General features: G+C 56.7%; 15 protein-coding genes. 5 read left to right on the top strand and 10 right to left on the bottom strand.

Translation table 11 applies throughout. From position 1 onward, the window contains the following. Window positions 1-2: 2 nt before the first annotated feature. Window positions 3-968 carry a flagellar motor protein MotB gene (gene motB / locus BMZ67_RS11735; RefSeq protein ID WP_092022818.1) on the bottom strand — a complete coding sequence of 322 codons (966 nt, stop codon included), beginning with the start codon at window positions 966-968 and terminating at the stop codon, window positions 3-5. A gap of 50 nt (window positions 969-1,018) precedes the next feature. Continuing rightward, window positions 1,019-1,870, bottom strand: a complete 852-nt coding sequence (gene motA, locus BMZ67_RS11730; protein ID WP_092022816.1) for a flagellar motor stator protein MotA — start codon at window positions 1,868-1,870, stop codon at window positions 1,019-1,021. Window positions 1,871-2,019: 149 nt separating this feature from the next. Between motA and asd the strand changes: the two genes are divergently transcribed. Continuing rightward, window positions 2,020-2,877, top strand: coding sequence for an archaetidylserine decarboxylase (gene asd / locus BMZ67_RS11725; RefSeq protein WP_092022814.1), 858 nt, complete (start codon window positions 2,020-2,022; stop codon window positions 2,875-2,877). Here the strand turns inward: asd and epmA are convergent, their stop codons facing one another. Together epmA and efp are read right to left on the bottom strand one after the other, a co-directional pair. Continuing rightward, on the bottom strand, window positions 2,878-3,855 hold the full coding sequence (gene epmA / locus BMZ67_RS11720; RefSeq protein ID WP_092022812.1) for an EF-P lysine aminoacylase EpmA: 978 nt from the start codon (window positions 3,853-3,855) through the stop codon (window positions 2,878-2,880). 13 nt (window positions 3,856-3,868) lie between these two features. Next, window positions 3,869-4,444 carry an elongation factor P gene (efp, locus tag BMZ67_RS11715; RefSeq protein WP_092022810.1) on the bottom strand — a complete coding sequence of 192 codons (576 nt, stop codon included), beginning with the start codon at window positions 4,442-4,444 and terminating at the stop codon, window positions 3,869-3,871. A 45-nt stretch (window positions 4,445-4,489) separates the two neighbouring features. On the opposite strand from efp, the gene epmB reads away from it, so the two are divergent. The 3 genes from epmB to BMZ67_RS11700 all read left to right on the top strand — a co-directional run bounded on the left by epmB (window position 4,490) and on the right by BMZ67_RS11700 (window position 9,825). Next, window positions 4,490-5,533: an EF-P beta-lysylation protein EpmB gene (gene epmB / locus BMZ67_RS11710; protein ID WP_092022808.1), complete on the top strand. Its 1,044-nt coding sequence runs from the start codon at window positions 4,490-4,492 to the stop codon at window positions 5,531-5,533. Window positions 5,534-5,736: 203 nt separating this feature from the next. Next, window positions 5,737-7,542: a GTPase gene (locus BMZ67_RS11705; RefSeq protein WP_092022806.1), complete on the top strand. Its 1,806-nt coding sequence runs from the start codon at window positions 5,737-5,739 to the stop codon at window positions 7,540-7,542. 189 nt (window positions 7,543-7,731) lie between these two features. Further along, on the top strand, window positions 7,732-9,825 hold the full coding sequence (locus tag BMZ67_RS11700) for an EAL domain-containing response regulator (protein ID WP_092022804.1): 2,094 nt from the start codon (window positions 7,732-7,734) through the stop codon (window positions 9,823-9,825). Between the two features lie 98 nt (window positions 9,826-9,923). Here the strand turns inward: BMZ67_RS11700 and serB are convergent, their stop codons facing one another. Together serB and parC are read right to left on the bottom strand one after the other, a co-directional pair. Beyond that, a complete protein-coding gene (gene serB / locus BMZ67_RS11695) occupies window positions 9,924-11,132 on the bottom strand; it encodes a phosphoserine phosphatase SerB (RefSeq protein WP_092022802.1) in 1,209 nt (402 codons plus the stop codon). Further along, the gene (gene parC, locus BMZ67_RS11690) at window positions 11,125-13,437 is read right to left on the bottom strand and encodes a DNA topoisomerase IV subunit A (RefSeq protein ID WP_092022800.1); all 2,313 of its coding nucleotides are present in this window, start codon (window positions 13,435-13,437) and stop codon (window positions 11,125-11,127) included. Before parC ends, serB begins: the two co-directional genes overlap by 8 nt. Before the next feature lie 337 nt (window positions 13,438-13,774). On the opposite strand from parC, the gene BMZ67_RS11685 reads away from it, so the two are divergent. Further along, window positions 13,775-13,978 carry a hypothetical protein gene (locus tag BMZ67_RS11685; protein WP_245749957.1) on the top strand — a complete coding sequence of 68 codons (204 nt, stop codon included), beginning with the start codon at window positions 13,775-13,777 and terminating at the stop codon, window positions 13,976-13,978. A gap of 198 nt (window positions 13,979-14,176) precedes the next feature. On the opposite strand, the gene BMZ67_RS11680 is transcribed toward BMZ67_RS11685, so the two are convergent. From BMZ67_RS11680 to parE, 4 genes are all read right to left on the bottom strand, one after another. Next, the gene (locus BMZ67_RS11680; RefSeq protein ID WP_092022795.1) at window positions 14,177-14,761 is read right to left on the bottom strand and encodes a YceI family protein; all 585 of its coding nucleotides are present in this window, start codon (window positions 14,759-14,761) and stop codon (window positions 14,177-14,179) included. A gap of 80 nt (window positions 14,762-14,841) precedes the next feature. Next, the gene (locus BMZ67_RS11675) at window positions 14,842-15,396 is read right to left on the bottom strand and encodes a cytochrome b (RefSeq protein WP_092022793.1); all 555 of its coding nucleotides are present in this window, start codon (window positions 15,394-15,396) and stop codon (window positions 14,842-14,844) included. Between the two features lie 418 nt (window positions 15,397-15,814). Next, window positions 15,815-17,590 carry an SLC13 family permease gene (locus BMZ67_RS11670; RefSeq protein ID WP_092022791.1) on the bottom strand — a complete coding sequence of 592 codons (1,776 nt, stop codon included), beginning with the start codon at window positions 17,588-17,590 and terminating at the stop codon, window positions 15,815-15,817. A 122-nt stretch (window positions 17,591-17,712) separates the two neighbouring features. Next, window positions 17,713-19,608 carry a DNA topoisomerase IV subunit B gene (parE, locus tag BMZ67_RS11665; protein WP_092022789.1) on the bottom strand — a complete coding sequence of 632 codons (1,896 nt, stop codon included), beginning with the start codon at window positions 19,606-19,608 and terminating at the stop codon, window positions 17,713-17,715. Between the last annotated feature and the right edge of the window lie 91 nt (window positions 19,609-19,699).

Genomic DNA, 19,699 nt, shown 5'->3' with positions numbered 1-19,699 from the left:
GTTTACCAGCTCAACTCGTTCGGGTTGGGCTCTTCCCGCTCCTGCAGCCAGTCACCACTTTCAAGAGCCTCTTGCGCTTCCCGCCGCTGTGCCTCAGTCGGTGCAGTCAGGTCGATCAGCGGCTGGTTAGGGTCCTGACGACCGGCGTTGTCCTGTATATCCTGCACGGTTTTCTTGTTCAGCACGATGATGGCAATGCGGCGGTTGACCGGGGCCGTTGGGTCATCTTGGTCGAACAGTACCGAGTCACTGAGCCCAACCACCCGGGCAATCTGCTGATTGCCCACACCTCCGGCAACCAGGGCGCGGCGGGCGGTATTGGCGCGGTCCGCCGACAATTCCCAGTTGGTGTAACCGGGACGACCACTGAACGGCGTAGCATCGGTATGACCGGTAATGCTGAGTTTGTTGGGCACCATGCTCAACGGCTTGGCTAGTTCGAACAAGATATCCTGGGAGTAGTACTTGAGCTGGGCACGCCCACTGTCGAACATCGGTCGCTGGGAACGGTCCACGATCTGAATCCGCAACCCTTCATCAGTGATATCAATGAGCAGCTGGTCCTTGAACTCCTGAAGCGTCTGGCTTTGCTCAATCTGCTCCTGCAGGTCCTGAAACAGCTCTTCCATCTGGCGACGTTCCAGGGAGTCCGCCAACTCTTCGATCCGCTCATCCTCAATTTGGATCTGACTGTCCGCGACGTCGGCACTGGACGCCTCAACCACCGACGCACTGCCCCCCAGATCAACAGGATTACGAGAGCCACCATCGACATACCCAACCGGGTCCCGAAAATAGCCCTCGACCGCCTCAATCTGCTCCGGTGTCGCCGTGGCCGTCAGCCAAAGCACCAGGAAAAAGGCCATCATGGCGGTCGCAAAATCGGCAAATGCCACTTTCCAGGAGCCACCATGGTGACCACCGGCTACCACCTTTTTGCGCTTTACAATGATCGGTCTTTCTTCCACGTCATCACCCGGTCTGGCTACTCAAAGCGTTATCGTTACGTGTAACACCGTTACTTCGAACGCACGTGATCATTCAGCTCCTGGAAATCAGGTCGCTTATGGGTTGGCAGCGCCTTTCGCCCAAATTCAACCGCCATCTGCGGAGCCTGCCCGGACACCGTAGCAATCAGGGATGATTTGACGCATTCGTAGGCTTTCAGCTCATACTGGGCTGCGTGCTCAAGAGCTATGGAAGTGGGGCCGACAAACCCGTACCCCATCCAGATTCCAAGGAAAGTACCAACCAGTGCTGCCGCCACACTGAGACCAATCCGCTCAGGCCCTTCGGCCAGGAAATTCATGGTGATGACAATACCCAGCACCGCAGCCACGATACCCAGACCCGGCAATGCATCCGCGATTTTATTAACGGCATGAGCCGGCTCTTCGAGTTCGCGATGACGGCTATCGATTTCATTGTCCATCATGCCTTCCAGCTCATGGGGCGCCATGTTGCCGGAACTGATGATGCGCAGATAGTCGGTAATGAACGCCATCAATTCCCGAGACTTCATCACCGCAGGATAACGGGTAAAAATCGCGCTGGACTCAGGGTTGTCGATGTCCTCTTCAATTGACATCACCCCCTGCTTTCGCGATTTGTCGAAGACATCGTACAGCAGACTGAGCAGGTCCAAGTAAAAGGCTTTATTGAATGGCGACCCCGTCAGCAAGCGCAGGATCCCCTGGAAGACTTGCTTGATGAGGCTGGGAGGGTTGGCAATGATGAATGACCCCAATGCCGCCCCAAAAATGATCAGGAGCTCCGTCGGTTGCCACAATACCATCAGGTTTCCGCCATGGAGCGTATAGCCGCCCAATACGCAGGCAACCACAATAATCCCACCAATGATTAATGCCATAAAACCTCATACACCCGTTGAAAAGGAATTGCCGCCACAATCATAGCAACGGCTCTCGCCATCCGCGAAGATAGCAAATTCAACCAATTACTCGCTATCCCTTCAGACTTTGATAGAATCACGCGCTCTGTTTACAAGAGAAAGCACCCATGTTGGACAAGCTATTTGTTATCAGTCAATACGTTACGCCCCAGCTTGCAGTTTCCCGCCTGGCGGGCAAGCTCGCAGACAGCGACCGGACCCCGGCCCTGAAGAACAGGGTGATCAAGTGGTTTATCGGCCGTTATGGCGTAAACATGAGTGAAGCAGCCGAGCCCAACCCGGAAGCCTACCCCAGCTTTAATGCCTTCTTCACACGGGAACTGAAACCAGGGCTCCGCCCGGTCGACCCGGCCCCCAAGGTACTCACCAGCCCGGTTGACGGTGCCATCAGCCAGCTCGGTCAAGTCAGCGACGACCGCGTTTTCCAGGCCAAGGGGCAATCCTTCAGCCTTCAGGAGCTTCTGGGTGGCGACGCCGAGCGGACCGAGCCGTTCGAGAATGGTGAGTTTGCGACCATCTACCTGGCTCCGAAAGACTATCACCGTATTCACATGCCGATGTCCGGAACCCTGCGGGAGATGATCCACGTACCGGGTAAGTTGTTCTCGGTAAATCCCGTGACCGCTGAAAATGTTCCCAACCTATTTGCCCGCAATGAGCGAGTGGTTGCCATTTTTGATACCGACATCGGTCCCTTTGCGATGGTCTTGGTTGGCGCCATGATTGTTGGTAGCGTCGAAACCACCTGGGCAGGGGTTGTGGTGCCGAGCGGTAACGGTGTTTCAGTTTCGAAATACGACCACCTGAAGACGCCCATCACCTTCGAAAAAGGGCAGGAAATGGGTCGTTTCCGCCTGGGTTCCACCGTAATCATGGTGGCGCCCAAAGGGGCAACCCAGTGGAAGAAAGACATGATTGCCGGCAAGACCATCCGCATGGGTGAGGCGTTCGGCCTCAACGCCTGATCAGGCGATCTCAAAGGGGAAGGCCACAACCTCAGCGATTGAGGTCTTCCCCATCTTGAGCATCAGCAGCCGGTCCAGCCCCAGCGCAACGCCGGCACAGTCCGGGAGACCGGCTTCCAGCGCAAATAGCAGCGCCTCATCCACCGGCATTTCAGGCTTTCCCGCACCCTTCCTGGCCTCATTGTCAGCCAGAAACCGTTGCCGCTGCTCCTCGGCGTCCGTCAGTTCCCAATAGCCGTTACACAGCTCAATGCCGTTGACGTACAACTCAAAACGGTGGGCGACGGGGACACCGCCTTCGACGGAAACCCTTGCGAGAGCCGCCTGACTGGCCGGGTAGGCGGTAACGAAGGTCGGCGGTTGCTCACGCAATGCCACTTCCACCTCATGACTCATCAGTACATCGAGCCAGCCGTCGCGCCCCAGGCCTGACGCATTGCCTTCGCCGAGCCAGCGCTCGCAGCGATTCTCAAGCTCCTCATCACTGACCTCAAAAGGGTCAAGCCCGGCAAAACGAACCAGCGCATCCCGGTAGCTCAAGGTGTGCGGCGCCGGACATTCCAACCAGCCACAGACAAGGTCAGCGACTTCAGCCATCAGCTCACGGTCGGTGAACCCGGGCCGATACCATTCAAGCAGGGAAAACTCAGGATTATGGCGGGTTCCACGCTCGCCACTGCGAAACGCACGAAACACCTGATAGATAGGACCAGAGCCCGCTGCCAGCAGGCGTTTCATATGGTATTCGGGGGATGTCTGCAGCCACCCGGAGCGGGCCGGGCAGCCAATAATCGGTGCGAAATTCGCCTCAACGCTGTCCAGGTTGAGGTCCGTCACACCGTGACGCCCCAGCACCGGGGTCTCAGTTTCAAGAACACCACGACGATCGAAGAAGGAGCGCAGGTACTTAAGCTGAAGAGCTCGTGCCTGCAAAGCTTCAATCGACGCGGTCGGTTCCCAGCACCCGGTTGGGGTCATCAGATCGACGCGATCAAACGTTTTTGACGCGGTTGACGTATTCAGCGGAACGGGTATCAACCTTCAGCACATCGCCGATGTTGATAAACAGCGGAACACTGACCACGGCACCGGTGGACAGGGTTGCAGGCTTGGAGCCGCCCTGTGCCGTGTCGCCCTTCATACCCGGATCGGTTTCCACCACTTCGAGCTCAACAAAGTTCGGGGGAGTCACGGACAATGGCGCACCGTTGTACAGAGTTACGGTGTAGACATCCTGCTCTTTCAGCCACTTGGTGACGTCAGCGACGGCCTTGGCGTCTGCCGCGTGCTGTTCAAAAGAGCCGTCCGTCATCATGAAGTGCCAGAACTCGCCGTCGGTGTAGAGGTATTCCATGTCCTGATCGATAACATCAGCCGCCTCAAGAGATTCACCTGACTTGAAGGTGCGTTCCCATACCCGGTTGTTCGTCAGGTTACGCAGTTTGACCCGGTTGAATGCCTGACCTTTACCCGGTTTGACGAATTCGTTTTCCAGGATGGCACAGGGGTCGCCGTCCAACAAAACCTTGAGACCACTGCGAAATTCGTTGGTAGAATAGGAAGCCATGTTAATACCACCTGCAAGAAAGCTATTGAGAGTCGAAAGGTCGCTATGATACAGCGAACCGCAGTCCGTATAGAAGCCCGCCAACAAGATAACGAACCCCAGACCTGGCAACAGCTTCTGGCCGACTCCATCTCCTGCCCGGCGACGTTGCTCAAGGCGCTTGACCTCCCAGCCCCCTCCTGGCTGGAAGGTGCCGTCAACGGCCATGCGCTTTTCCCGGTCCGGGTCCCCCAGCCGTATCTTGAGCGCATAGAGCGAGGCAACCCAGACGACCCGCTCCTGCGTCAGGTACTACCTCTAGCAGAGGAAACCCGCAGCCTGCCTGGATTCGTACAGGACCCGCTGCAGGAAGCGACCGCCACGGCAACGACGGGACTGATCCGGAAATACCAAAGCCGTGCCCTGCTGATGGTCACCGGTCAATGTGCCATTAACTGTCGCTACTGTTTTCGGCGACACTTCCCTTACGGCGACCACCGACTGTCCCCCCAGGACCGCGATCATGTGATTGCCACGTTGCAGGCGGCGCCAGAAATCAACGAAGTCATATTCAGCGGCGGCGATCCGCTGGCCGTAAATGATCGGCTTCTGGCGCGCTGGGCCCAGGCTCTGAGCGCCCTGCCCCAACTGCGACGACTGCGCATTCACACCCGCCTGCCCATCGTGATCCCACAGCGTGTCAATGACGAGCTGCTGTCCTGGATGAGCAGCACCCGACTTCAAGTGATCATGGTTGTCCACATCAACCATCCCAACGAGCTGGACCCGGCAACCCGGGAGGCACTGGCAAAGCTTAAGGCTGCAGGGGTAACCCTGCTCAACCAAAGCGTGCTTCTCAAGAACGTCAACGACGACCCGGACACCCTCTGCGACCTCAGCGAAACCTTATTCGACGCAGGTATACTGCCCTACTACCTCCACGCGTTCGACCCGGTTCAGGGAGCCCATCACTTTGATGTGCCGGATGACCACGCCAGGCAGCTGATGCGGGACATCATCGCCAGGCTTCCGGGCTTCCTGGTGCCACGCCTGGTCAGGGAAGTGCCTGGCCGCGACGGTAAAACGCCACTCAACCTTTATGCAGAGTAGTCAATCGGTACCTGATGCCCACCTGTCAAACATTGTAAACTCGTGACACAGTAGCTTTTTGAGCACAGACTGCTACTTTAGATTTCGTACAATAAACAAATAACGATATGTATTTCCGACATTTTATTTTCATGGCCTGCGCTTAGAACTCGCTCAATTGTCGGGAATATCACGTAATAACAATTTTGTGAGTACAAAGACGAATGACTCTTACACCCGACCTGACCATCCCGGAACAGAAACTGACGAGCCTGTCGTTTGCCGATGCCTCGCCAAAAGCCATCCGAGATTGGACTGAAAACTTGCCAATGGCCAACATCGGCGAAACCTCACGCCAGTTGTATCACGCCATTATCGAGCTGAATCAGCTTTTTATTGCCCCTCAGCCCCGGTTCCAATTGCTAGAGCTGATCCGGCCCAAAATCCGTTTTGTCTGCAACGAACTGTCGCGCCATTACCTTGGCCACTCCGTTGCATTGCCAGAGAAGCAGCGCAAGATCGCCAACCTCTCCCAGGCGCTGCAACTGCATTTGGCCAATGGTTACAAGCAGTGCGTGATCGAACTCAGCAACGATGGTTTCGAAAAGAACCGGAAAGCCATTGCGGCAAGCAGCCATCGCGCAATTTCCGAGCTGGCCGCAACCATCGTCAGGGCATACCAGCTCTACTGCCCTAGCCCGTCAAAAGCTTGGCTGGAGTGCCACCGGCTGTTCCGGTTTGCCCAAAGAAACAAGATCGCGGACCTGCCCGTGGGCGATGACACGCTCAATCATCGCACCGAAAGCAGTGTCGGCGACTGTTACAAGCGGCTCTTGCTGCTCGGCTGTTCACGGCCCAACCAGCTCAGACAGAATGAAGTCAGCCAGGTCTATGACCTGTTTGAAAACTGGACCGATCTGACCTCCTGCACTGCGGCGCCGGACTCCGACCAACTGTTCCTGATTCACATGGAGCATGACGCCCCTCCCATTTATAGCAGCCTGGTCAAAGAAGAGACCAAGGGGGACGGCTTTGGCTTTGATACCCAGGAGCTGTCCGACCGCATTGCCGAGTATCTCCACCAGCATGTGGACCAGCATAACCGGAGTTACAAGGCAGACTTCCCGCTGCCTCCCGGCGTTAACGACACCTTGCTGGCTCATTTAAGCCAGGCTTTGGGGGTTCTGACCAAACGCAACTTCAACCGGATGTCCAGCCACGGATCGCTGGAAGTCTGTGTGGGGCTGACGGCTGCGCACTTTTACATCGCCGGGCAAAAGAGCTTTGTTGAATTTGTGGACGGCCATAGGCCCGCTGAAGACGAAAGCAATACCTTTATCCGCCAGAGCAAGAAAAAAGAAGATGCCTGGGCGGGTGCCTACGACGCGGGCCCGAGTGATGAACATCATCACCACAGTGACATCCCGATCGACTTCCGGTCCAGCGCCGGCAAACGCTCCACCGTTGAGGATGCCCAGGCGGAAAAGCACCGCCCTGCGGCCTACAAGGCCACCCTGGTAAATACCAGCCCTGGTGGCTATTGCGTATCCTGGGACAGCAGCGTGCCATCGTCGATGCAAGCCGGCGAAATCCTCGGCGTCCGGGAACAGTCCAGCCATCCCTGGAGCATTGCCATCGTGCGTTGGATTCGCCAAGTTCGAAACCAGGGCACCCAGGTTGGCATTGAACTGCTGGCACCCAGTGCGGCGCCTTGTGGCGTCAAGCTGATCCAGAAGGTCGGACACAGTAGTGAATACCTGCGAGGACTGCTGCTGCCGGAAATCAGTGCCATCGGCCAGGCTGCCACCCTGATTACGCCACGGCTGCCTTTCCAGTCTGGCAGCCGGGTTGTGTTACTCCACGACAACCGTGAAGATCAGGGACAACTCACCAACCGTGTATCAGCGACCGGCAGCATCAGCCAGTTCGAGCTCAAGCTGAACAAAAGCGATACCGTGACTGCCAGCACCCCGTCTCCAACACCCGGAACCAGCGAAGACGAATTCGATTCGCTGTGGCCGTCACTCTGAAAACCTGAAAAAAGGGGCTGGCCTCAGCCCCTGCGTCCCCATTAATTGCCAACCCGGTAGCGTCAGTCGGGCAAGAGGGTTGTCATTACAAGGCAACCCCTGCATCATGCGGCTAACGTAACGGTCGAATATGGAAAGACAAACGACCGCTTTCGTCCGCACCAGCCGCATTCATGAGACTCGCCAAGCATGCAGAAAAAGAATTCGACGGTTCACCTGCTGATCCTGGACCCTTCCCAGAACGAAGCAGAGGCACTCGTTAGCCTGTTACGCAATTCCGGCAGGGCGACCCGGGCTCACCGGATCACGTCCGAGGAAGACCTGGAAGAAACGCTGAAGTCAGGTAACTGGGATCTGCTACTGGCCCGGAATGTGGCAGGGGAAGAAGGCTTCGGCCCCGAACAGGCATTGGCGATGATCCGCCGAATGGACAAAGACATTCCGTTTGTCCTGCTGACCGAAGACTTCAACCATGAGCGCACGGAGCAATTCCTCAAAGCCGGCGCTCAGGACACCGTGCAGTCTGCACATACCCGCTTGCTGGTTCTGGTGGTCAAGCGGGAACTGGCCGCCCTGGAAGAACGGCGCAAACGGCGCGCACTGGAATCTCACCTCAGGGAGTCCGAGCAACGTTGCCGATTGCTGCTGGAAAGCTCAAAGGATGCCATCGCGTACATCAACGACGGCATGCACATCTATGCTAACCAGTCTTATATGGAATTCCTCGGCTACGACGACATTGACGATCTGATCTGTATCCCGATCCTCGACACGCTGTCGACCGAAAGTCAGGGCAAGTACAAGGAGTTCATGAAGAGCTTTGCCGAGACCGGCAAGGACGGCATGAGCCTGAACTGTGTTGCAAGACGCAGTGACGACCAGGAACTGAACATCACCATGTCGGTTTCCTCCGCCACTTACGACAGCGAGCCATGCACCCAGCTGGTCATTCAGCCTGAACACAGCGACGCCGAGCTGGAAGAGAAGCTCCGCCAGATCAGCAGCCAGGACCTGTTAACAGGCCTGTACAACCGTCAGCACTTCATGGACCAGCTTGAAGGTGCCGTGACCAAAGCCAAAGACCACACCGAGTCTGCCGCACTGGCCTACATTGAGCTCGATAACTTCATGGCCATCAAAGGGCAGCTTGGCATTGCCGGCGCCGACCTGCTGCTGGGTGACCTGTCCACCATTCTCAAGAACCAGACCGGTGAAGAGATGGTACTGGCTCGCCTCAGCGATGAGGCGTTTGGCATTCTGGCCCCAGCGATGGAAGAAAAGGCCCTCGTCGAGCTTTGCGGCAAGCTGTGCAAGACCATTGAAGACCATTTGTTCGAAATTGATGGGCGCACCGTTCAGCTCACTGTCAGTATCGGGGTTGCCGTGATCACCGAAAACGCCCCCAATGCCGCCGATGTTCTTGGCCGTGGTCATACCGCTGCAGCGGAAGTCCGCAAGCAGGAAGGCCATGAAGGAGGCAATGGTGTTGTTGCCTACAATCCTGTGGAAGCGGAAGGATTGGGCGAAGGCAATGCAACCGAAGCCATCCAGAACGCACTTGATGACGACCGCTTCCGGATGCTGTTCCAGCCCATCATTAACCTGCGCGGCGAAGGCGAAGAACATTACGAAGCCACCGTGCGAATGGTGGATAAAGGCGGCGAGGAAGTCTCTCCCTACGACATCCTTCCCCCTAATGGCCCCTCAGAAATGGCGGTCAAGATTGATCGCTGGGTCATCCTGCAAACGATCAAGCAGTTGGCAGTCCACCGCTCACGGGGTCATGACACCAAGCTGTTCCTGAATGTCAGCGCTGAGACCATTCAGGACAAGACCTTTACCAGCTGGCTCAGTGTCGCGCTCAAGGCCGCCCGTCTGCCGGGAGACGCCCTGATTTTCCAGATCCGGGAAGGTGACACCACCAACTACCTCAAGCAGGCCAAAGAGTTCGTCAAGGGCGTCCATGAACTCCACTGCAAGATCTCTCTCAGCCAGTTTGGCGGGGCAATCAACCCGTTCAACACCCTCAAGCACGTGGATGTTGACTACGTGAAGATCGACGGCTCCTTCACCGAAGAACTCCAGAAAAACGAAGAAACCAAAGAGCAGGTCAAGGAAATGGTGAAGACCCTGCAGGAAGCCGGCAAACTCACCATTATTCCAATGGTCGAGAACGCCGTGGTGCTCTCTACCCTGTGGCAGGCCGGGGTAAACTACATCCAGGGCTACTATGTACAGGCTCCGGTTGCGGAAATGAACTACGACTTCGGCGACCAGCAGTAAACAGCGCCGGCGCAACGCCACTTTTACCGGTTTCAAGGTATGAGAAACAAAAAAGCCCGGCGGATAACGCCGGGCTTTTTTGATTCTCGGCAGTCAGGTCAGCGGTTATCGCCTTCCCGGAATCCAATCAGGTACAGGATCGCATCCAGCCCCAGCGTAGAGATGGAGTGCCGCGCTGATTCTTTCACCAGCGGCTTGGCACGGAAGGCGACTCCGAGCCCCGCCTGACTCAACATCGGAAGGTCATTGGCACCATCGCCCACAGCAATCACCTGCTCACGGGAGATGTGTTCCTTTTCGGCGATTTCCAGCAGCAGCTTGGCTTTGCGCTGGCCATCAACAATGGGCCCAGAGACCTCCCCCGTCACCTTACCGTCGACAATTTCCAACTCATTGGCGTGGACATAATCAATGCCCAGCTTTTCTTGGAGATGACGGGCAAAATAGGTGAAACCGCCCGAAAGAATGGCTGTTCGATACCCCAGGGACTTCAGGCTGCTGATCAGATGCTCAGCCCCTTCCGTCAGCCGAAGGCGGGCAGCAATGCCTTCCAGCACTGACTCGTCCAACCCTTTCAGCAGCGCCAGACGCTCGGCAAAGCTTTGACTGAAGTCCAGCTCGCCCTGCATTGCACGCTCGGTGATCTCTGCCACCTGCTCACCCACACCCGCTTCCATGGCCAGTTCGTCAATGACTTCCGCCTCGATCAGAGTGGAATCCATATCGAACACCACCAGACGGCGATTGCGACGATAGATGGAGTCTTCCTGGAACGCGATGTCGACGTTCATCTCGGCGGCGATATGCAGGAAATCAGAGCGTAGCTGAGCCAGATCTGAAGGCGTACCACGAACCGAGAATTCCAGGCAGGCAAGGCGATTGGTACTCGGGTCCAGTGATGGCCTGCCAGACAGTCGGGTGATGTTGTCGATATTGAGGCCGTGGCGTGCGGTGATGGCGGATACCCGCGCAATCTGCTCTGCCTTGATATCACGGGACAGCAACGTGACGATGTAACGGCCGCGATTACGCCCCTCCGCCCACTGCTGGTACTCCTCAACCGTAATCGGCGCGAAACGTACCTGCAGGTCCAAGGCGTGAAGCCGGAACATCAGGTCACGGATCACCGGGGGCGCATTGGCTTCATCGGGAATCTCAGCAAGGATCCCCCAAGTCAGGTGGTCGTGGATCACCGCCTGGCCGATGTCCAGAATCCGGACATCGTAACGCCCCATGATGCCGGTAATTTCAGAGGTCAGTCCGGGCTTGTCACGCCCGGATACGTTGATCAGAACCAGCTCACTCACCGCTGCCTTGCTCCTCTGTCTGGATGCTGTCGATACCCGGCTCCTGGCCGTTGGCGGCAATGACATCAATACCATCTACCCGCTGAAGGCCTCGTGGCAGCTTGTGCCCACGTCGACCACGCTCACCGAGGTAGTGCTCCAGGTCGCTGAACTTGAGACCCATTTTGCGTTTTCCAGCACGGATCTCAAGATGATCCTGATCGCTGAATACCGCGGTCGCGACCACAAACTCTTCCCGGTTAAGGACCCGGGCCGATGGAATACTGATGATCTTGTTGCCCTTGCCTTTCGCCAGCTCCGGCAACTCACTCAGCGGAAACACCAGCATCCGCCCTTCATTGGAGATAGCGACAAGGTGCAGTGATGCCGTGCTCGCAGGCACCATCACCGGCGGCATGATCTTCGCCCCTTTCGGTACCGAGACCACCGCCTTGCCGTTCCGGTTCTTGCTGACCATGTCCGCCAGAGACGTCACAAAGCCATAGCCGCCGTCGGTAACCAGCAGGACCTTCTGCTCAGGCTCGCCCATCATCAAACCGGCAAACGTAGCCCCCGCAATCGGGTTGATCCGCCCCGTTAACGGCTCCCCCTGCCCCCGTGCCGAAGGTAAGGAGTGGGCCATCAAGGCGTAAGCCCGGCCTGTGGAGTCAAGGAATATGGCCTGCTGGCTATTGCGCCCCTTGGCGGCCAGGGCAAACTTGTCGCCGGACTTGTAGCTCAGGCCTTCAGGGTCGATGTCATGCCCCTTGGCGGCACGAACCCAGCCTTTTTCAGACAGCACTACGGTCACCGGATCGTTGGACACCAGATCCGCTTCGCTGAACGCTCGCGCCTCGCTGCGCTGGACAATCGGCGAGCGACGATCATCACCGTAGGTTTCAGCATCCGCCTGAAGTTCAGACTTGATCAGCTCCCGCAACCGTTCCTCAGACGCCAGGATGGATTGGAGCTCGTCCCGCTCGGCAGCAAGTTCATCCTGCTCGCCACGGATTTTCATTTCCTCAAGCTTCGCCAAATGCCTCAACTTCAGTTCGAGGACGGCTTCGGCCTGATCGGCTGACAGGCCAAAACGAGCCATCAGCTCGGCCTTGGGCTTGTCTTCATTACGGATGATCTCGATAACCTCATCGATGTTGAGGAACGCGATCAACAAACCCTCAAGGATGTGCAGCCGTGACAGCACCTTGTCGAGCCGATACTGCAAACGCCGACGGACGGTCACACGGCGATAGCTCAGCCATTCACCCAACAGGGTTCGCAGGTCTTTGACTCCCGGGCGGCCATCGTTGCCAATCACATTGATGTTGACCCGGTACGTCTTCTCAAGATCGGTACTGGCGAACAGGTGCGCCATCAAGCCTTCCAGATCAACACGATTGGATCGGGGCACAATCACCAGGCGGGTTGGGTTCTCGTGGTCTGACTCATCTCTCAAGTCCGCCACCATCGGCAGTTTCTTCGCCTGCATCTGCTGGGCGATCTGTTCAAGAACCTTGTTGCCGGACACCTGGTGCGGCAGATCAGTAACCACGATCTCGCCGGACTCGTTAATCCAGCGTGCGCGCATGCGCAGGGAACCGCGACCGGTTTCATACATTTTGAGCAGGTCATTGCGGGGGGTAATCACTTCCGCACCAGTCGGGAAGTCCGGCCCCTTGACGTGCTCACACAATTCACTGACCGTGGACTCAGGCGCATCCAGCAGACGGATACAGGCTGCCGTTACCTCACGGACGTTGTGAGGTGGAATATCGGTGGCCATCCCAACCGCGATGCCCGTCGTACCATTAAGCAGAACGTGAGGAAGGCGGGCCGGCAAAATCGACGGTTCTTCCATGGTCCCGTCAAAGTTGGGAACCCAATCGACCGTTCCCTGCCCAAGCTCACTGAGCAGGACATCTGCAAAGGGGGTTAGACGGGATTCGGTATACCGCATCGCAGCGAAGGACTTGGGATCATCCGGAGACCCCCAGTTACCCTGTCCATCCACCAATGGGTAGCGGTAGGAGAACGGCTGGGCCATCAGCACCATAGCTTCATAGCAGGCACTGTCACCGTGGGGGTGGAACTTACCCAGCACGTCACCCACGGTTCTTGCGGACTTCTTGTACTTCGCCGTGGATTTCAGTCCAAGCTCTGACATGGCATAGACAATACGCCGCTGGACCGGTTTCAATCCGTCACCGACATTGGGCAGTGCCCGGTCGAGGATGACGTACATGGAGTAATCGAGGTAGGCCTTCTCGGTGTATTCCTTTAGCGATACACGCTCAAAACCTTCATCCGTCGTCTGAAACTCTGGCATGAATGCCTCTTGTGGCTGAAATGATTTCCCTTCACCGCCTGCAGCGGGACACTTGGCCGACCATTATATGGACGCAGTGACAGTTACACCAATCTTATAATGCGACTGTCTCGACGAAAGCGATCAACGATTACCACAGTGGGTGCCCAGCTTCGCGGCCTTGCCACAAAAGCCTGGAAGGGGTCCCCGTCATAGTTCCAATAGCGGAATTCACGCATGGAGCCTCCACTGCCCTGCCCGTATTCTCGTTTCAGGTTGTGAGCGGATCTGACGCCAACAACCTGCAACCCCCCGAAGGCACCCCGTGGCATTTCGAGAAAACACTATGAGCCCAACCATGAAAGCCTGCTCCAAGGCATTGCTGACAGCACTGATCAACGGCGGTCTGGCCTTCGTGCTGATGGTCCTGGTGGAGTTTGCGGTGAGCGGGACTCTGCACGTGACCGAACCCTATCTCTGGGCTGGACTGCTGGTCTGCCTGGTGGTGTTCGTTGCCCAGTTCCTGCGCCAACGCCACTTGTGCCGATCCTGCGACAACTGACCTGAATCAGCCTTCTTCCCTAAGCCTATAAGGCATTCGACAGATTCCAGACAATTTCCGAAGGGCTCCAGCGGAGTAGACCCAGCAGGGAGAAGACTCAGGAGAGAATAGAACCAGGAGAGCGAGCGCCTCCCGGAAAAGCATCGTCCGCCACCAGTACCCTGTTATCACAGAGTACCGGCGCGAAAGACTTGAAGGTTACTGACGCACACCTTCAACCGAGATAATCATTTCTACTTTTTCAGAAGCCGGCCCCAGATTGGTCGGAATACCGAAGTCAGCCAGACGGAACTCGGTTTCGGCCTCAAAGCCCATACGGTAGCCGCCCCAGGGGTCTGCGCCGTGGCCCAGCATTTCTGCCTCAAGAGTCACCTCACGGGTAACACCGCGCAGGGTCAGGTCACCAACGATTTCAGCCTCGCCATCCTCTTCGATGATGATCTGCTTGCTGGTAAAGGTGGCTTCGGGGAAATCTTCTACAAAAAGGAAGTCTTCACTACGCAGGTGCTTGTCGCGCTCAGCGTGATTCGAGTCCACACTCGCGGTATCAATCGCAACATTGACCGTGCTGGATGCAGGATTCTCAGCATCGTAGTTGAACTCACCGGTAAAGTCGTTGAAACGACCGTAGAGCCAGCTGTAGCCCAGATGAGAAATCTTGAACATGATGAACTGGTGTTCGCCGGCATCATCAAATTTGTATGTACCGCTGCCGTTTTCAGCAAACGCGCTGGCAGATGCCAGGGACAGGGCGATGGCAGAGGCCAACAGTTGCTTCTTCATGATCATCTCCTTGGTTTCTTGCCGGGTAGGCACGAGTTAAAAAGGTCAGTATCAAGGGGCTTATCTGCCCCTGCTTCCATTTACCGGGCAGATAGACCAAGCATCCGCCGTAAAGTTTCATCACGATCAATCACATGGTGTTTGATGGCGGCCAGACCGTGCACCCCAGCCAAGCCCACCAGCGCCCACGCACACCAGTAATGGACCTTGCCGGCCACATCTTCCAGCTGCTTGACCTGCCCGGTCACCGAAGGCACTTCGAACCAGTTGAACACCATGATTGAGGAGCCGTCAGCCGTGGAGATCAGATAACCACTGACCAGCACGGTAAAAATAAGAAGATACAGAATGATATGGGCCAGGTGTGCCAACACGATTTCCCATCGCTTGTGACTGGCCTGTGGCGTCGGGGCTGAGCTTACCCAGCGCCAGGCCAGGCGAGCCACCATAAGCGCAAGCAGGAGCAGGCCGACACTTTTGTGGATATGAGGCGCGGTCCGGTACCAGGCATCGTAATAGCCCAGGTCCACCATGTAATAACCAAGGGCAAACAAACCAAAAACCGCAATTGCCACCAGCCAGTGCATAAGCACTTGTACGATCCCATAGTGGGTATCGGTATTTCGTAGTTCCATGACCAGTCCGTTCCTGAACCTTTCAATCCGGGGAATAAATAAATTGAATATTGCCATCGAGTCTAGAGCTAGCTCGATGGAAATCCTATCGGAAATATTTGGAAGGAATGATCAGATTTTTTGACCAAGATGACAGCTGCTAGGCTTTGGTCGTATGCGGGTTCTACGGATTGTAGGAAACAGTGAAACCAATAGAATTACGAACTATCAGCGATCCACTGGAAACAAGGAGTTATCATGGAAATCGAATTTGACGAGCGCGTCGTCGTTCCCAGCAACAACTAACTTTTCATAATCACCGCGTTTCCTGGCGGTGATTAACTCGCAGGCAGCTTTGTCATCGGCAAGGCTGCCTGGAGTAGCCCTCTCTCCGGCCTTACCCTCTTACTTCTCAGCACCAGTTACACCTGCACCCAGATCAGCCGAACGGAATGTCGTACAGCAGGCCGATGACAGCCACAGTGACCAGCCCAATCACCACATTGAAGGGCACGCCAACGCGCACAAAGTCCATAAACCGGTAACCACCAGGTCCAAACACCATCATGTTTGTCTGGTACCCCAGCGGAGTGGCAAAACTGGCCGAGGCGGCCATCATGACGGCAATAATAAATGGCTCAGCCGGTACGCCCATGGTACTCGTCATAGACAGGACAATCGGCACCACCAGCACCGCAGCCGCATTATTGGTGATAACCTCGGTGAGGATCGACACCACAAGATAGACCAGCAAGATGGTCAGTAACGGGTGGCCTGCGCTGATATCAAGAATTTCCCAGGCGAGGAAGCTCGCCGCCCCGGTTACCTCCAAGGCGGCACCCAGTGCAAAAGACGAGGCAATGGTGAGAACCACCGGCACATCCACGGCCTTCTGGGCCTGACCAACCGAGCAGCAGCCGGTAATAATCATCAGGCCTGCCCCCAACAAGGCGGCATTCAGCATACTCAGAACGCCCGCAGCCGCAGCCCCGACCAACACCAGCAGTATCGCCCAGGACACATAGGCTCGATCATGACGAGGTGTCTGGGTATCAAGATCGTTGATCAGCAGGAAGTCCTTGTTGTAGCGCTGACGACTGATAAATGCCGGCCTGGCTTCCAGCAGCAGGACATCCCCTGGCTTAAGCCGGATATTACCGAGGTTGCCGGAGACACGCTCACCACCGCGGGCAACCGCAAGCACCACAGCGCCATAACGGTCGCGGAAACGGGCATCGCGGATTGTCGACCCCAATACATCCGACTGCGGAGACAGTGCGGCCTCGACCAGGCAGCGTTCGGCACGATCCTGGCTCAGACTCGGTTCATCGTCGTGCACTGAAGGCACGATGCCATTGATTCGTAACAGGTCGGAAATGGCCTGGGTATCACCGGCAAACACCAGGCGATCGCCACCTCGCAATCGCTCTTCCGAGGGCACCGCGGTGACCACACTGCCATCACGTTCAATTTCAACCAGATACAACCGCTCCAGTTCCCGCAGTCCGGCCTCGCCAACCGACTTGCCCACCAGAGGACCATCAAAGGCCACCGCAACTTCCAGGGTGAATTCCCGCATGGAGCCGAACTTCTGCTGATCCTTTCGTTCCGGGAGTACCTTCGGAAGAAACAACAGCATCAGGGTCAGACCAATGATCGCAACGGGCAGGCCCACGGCGGTAATGGAAAAAATGGAGAACCCGTCTCCCCCGGTCAGCGTCTGGTACTGGCCGTTCACCACCAGGTTGGTGCTGGTGCCAATTAACGTCAGGGTGCCTCCGAGAATCGCGGAGTAGCTAAGGGGGATCATCAGTTTGGAGGGGGATATGCCAATCTTCCGGGACCAGGCATGGACCGCCGGAATCATGGTGGCGACAACCGGAGTGTTGTTCAGAAAGCCACTCAGCAGTGACACCGGCACCGCAATCCGGGCCTGGGCAGAACGCACGGTGCGTGGGTTGCGCAACAGATACTGCACCACCAGGTCAACACCACCGGAATGGTGAATCCCGGCCGCAACCACAAACATGGCGACCACCGTAATCAGGCCGCTGTTACTGAAGCCCGACAAAGCCTGCTGCGAATCGATGATACCGGTCGCACTGAGAATGACCATCACCGCCAGCATCACCAGATGCGGGCCAAGACGACCAATACTCATCAGTAACAGTGCGAGCCCTGCCAGGCTCAGTGCAAACCAGCCCTGCCAATCCATCCGGTGGTCCTATTATAAAAACCGGAAGAATATCGAAGCCAGGGCCACGAGAGAAAGAATAAAGAATGCTTTTTAAATCACCAAGAAGAATAAGGGGATGACTGGCCCAGGCAGACCGGCGATTAAATCGCCAGATCCGCCAGGTTACCCTTACTTTCCAACCAGACCTTTCGGTCAGCCGCGCGTTTCTTGCCAAGCAGCATATCCATGCGCTCGTCGGTTTCATCGCCTTCTTCCAGGGTCAGCATAACCAGGCGGCGGGTATCCGGTGCCATCGTGGTCTCACGGAGCTGCAGCGGGTTCATCTCACCCAGTCCCTTGAATCGGGTGACCTGGATTTTACCGCGACGCTTTTCCGCTTCGAGCCGGTCCAGGATACCCTGCTTTTCATGCTCATCCAGAGCGTAGAAGGTTTCCTTACCCAGGTCCACCCGGTACAACGGCGGCATCGCTACGAACACATGTCCGGCGGATACTAGCGGCCGGAAGTGCTTGACGAACAGTGCGCACAACAAGGTCGCGATGTGCAAGCCGTCAGAGTCGGCATCCGCCAGGATGCAGATCTTGTTATAGCGCAGGCCGGAGAGGTCATCAGAACTCGGATCTACACCGATCGCCACCGCAATGTCGTGAACTTCCTGGGAAGCCAGGATTTCACCGGAATCCACCTCCCAGGTATTCAAAATCTTACCCCGCAGAGGCATCACCGCCTGGAATTCCCGGTCACGGGCCTGCTTGGCGGAGCCGCCCGCCGAGTCCCCTTCCACCAGGAATAGCTCGGAACGGTTCGTGTCCGCTCCGGAGCAGTCGGCCAGCTTGCCTGGAAGGGCCGGGCCGGAGGTGACTTTTTTACGGGCAACCTTCTTGCTGGCCCTCAATCGGCGCTGGGCATTGCTGATAAACATCTCAGCAAGCGCTTCCGCCACATCCACATGCTGGTTCAGCCACAGGCTGAACGCATCTTTAACCACGCCAGACACAAAGGCTGCCGCTTCCCTGGAGGACAGACGCTCCTTGGTCTGGCCGGAGAATTGCGGGTCCTGCATTTTGAAGGACAGCACATAGCTGCAACGATCCCAAATGTCTTCCGGGGACAGTTTGACACCTCGCGGCAGCAAGCTGCGAAATTCACAGAACTCCCGCATGGCTTCCAGTAGACCGGTTCGCAATCCGTTCACATGGGTGCCGCCCTGGGCGGTAGGAATCAGGTTGACGTAGCTTTCCACCACCGCTTCGCCACCTTCGGGTAGCCACTGCAGCGCCCAGTCCACTTCTTCGGTATTACCGGAGAAGGTGCCGGTGAACGGCTCCAGCGGAACTGCCTCGATATCCGCCAACGCACTGCGCAGATAATCCCTGAGACCATCCTCATAGCACCACTCATCTTTATCCCCGGTGGCTTCCTGCAGGAACGTCACGGTCAGTCCCGGACACAGCACCGCCTTTGCCCGCAAGTTGTGGCGCAGGCGGCTGACCGAAAACTTCGGGCTATCAAAATAGGAAGGGTCCGGCAGGAAGTGGACCCGGGTACCGGTATTACGCTTACCCACGGTATCGATGACTTCCAGCTCGCTGGCCTTTTCACCATCGGCAAAGGTGATCCGGTGCAGTTCACCGTCCCGCTTGATCCTCACTTCCAGGGTGCTGGACAGGGCATTGACTACCGACACCCCAACCCCGTGAAGACCACCTGAAAAATTGTAGTTACCCTGGGAGAACTTACCCCCGGCATGCAAGCGCGTCAGAATCAGCTCGACCCCCGGCACGCCCTCTTCCGGGTGGATGTCCACCGGCATCCCCCGCCCATCATCCTCAACGCTCAGCGACCCATCACTGTACAACACCACGTCGATGCGTCGGGCAAACCCCGCCAATGCTTCATCGACACTGTTATCAATAACTTCCTGGGCAAGGTGGTTGGGGCGACTGGTCTCGGTATACATGCCAGGCCGCTTTCGGACTGGGTCCAAACCACTCAGGACTTCGATGGATTCAGCGTTGTATTGTTTCTGGCTCATGGAAGAGGCACAACTCCGGGGAGGTTAAGAACGTGTTCTGAGGCCCATAGCTTAGGGATTCACGGGGAAAGATCAACGGTTGTTTTGTGAG

It is taken from the genome of Marinobacter zhejiangensis (assembly GCF_900114775.1).
In the GTDB taxonomy this organism is placed as follows: Bacteria; Pseudomonadota; Gammaproteobacteria; order Pseudomonadales; family Oleiphilaceae; genus Marinobacter; species Marinobacter zhejiangensis.
This window is presented reverse-complemented; position numbering and strand designations above follow the sequence as displayed.

What these genes read in the sequence shown, in the direction of transcription:
- motA (WP_092022816.1), bottom strand. Translation starts at nt 1,870, where the DNA reads ATGGCATTAATCATTGGTGGGATTATTGTGGTTGCCTGCGTATTGGGC.
- epmB (WP_092022808.1), top strand. Translation starts at nt 4,490, where the DNA reads ATGATACAGCGAACCGCAGTCCGTATAGAAGCCCGCCAACAAGATAAC.
- BMZ67_RS11670 (WP_092022791.1), bottom strand. Translation starts at nt 17,590, where the DNA reads ATGGATTGGCAGGGCTGGTTTGCACTGAGCCTGGCAGGGCTCGCACTG.
- BMZ67_RS11700 (WP_092022804.1), top strand. Translation starts at nt 7,732, where the DNA reads ATGCAGAAAAAGAATTCGACGGTTCACCTGCTGATCCTGGACCCTTCC.
- parE (WP_092022789.1), bottom strand. Translation starts at nt 19,608, where the DNA reads ATGAGCCAGAAACAATACAACGCTGAATCCATCGAAGTCCTGAGTGGT.
- parC (WP_092022800.1), bottom strand. Translation starts at nt 13,437, where the DNA reads ATGCCAGAGTTTCAGACGACGGATGAAGGTTTTGAGCGTGTATCGCTA.
- BMZ67_RS11685 (WP_245749957.1), top strand. Translation starts at nt 13,775, where the DNA reads ATGAAAGCCTGCTCCAAGGCATTGCTGACAGCACTGATCAACGGCGGT.
- BMZ67_RS11680 (WP_092022795.1), bottom strand. Translation starts at nt 14,761, where the DNA reads ATGAAGAAGCAACTGTTGGCCTCTGCCATCGCCCTGTCCCTGGCATCT.
- epmA (WP_092022812.1), bottom strand. Translation starts at nt 3,855, where the DNA reads ATGACCCCAACCGGGTGCTGGGAACCGACCGCGTCGATTGAAGCTTTG.
- BMZ67_RS11705 (WP_092022806.1), top strand. Translation starts at nt 5,737, where the DNA reads ATGACTCTTACACCCGACCTGACCATCCCGGAACAGAAACTGACGAGC.
- efp (WP_092022810.1), bottom strand. Translation starts at nt 4,444, where the DNA reads ATGGCTTCCTATTCTACCAACGAATTTCGCAGTGGTCTCAAGGTTTTG.
- asd (WP_092022814.1), top strand. Translation starts at nt 2,020, where the DNA reads ATGTTGGACAAGCTATTTGTTATCAGTCAATACGTTACGCCCCAGCTT.
- BMZ67_RS11675 (WP_092022793.1), bottom strand. Translation starts at nt 15,396, where the DNA reads ATGGAACTACGAAATACCGATACCCACTATGGGATCGTACAAGTGCTT.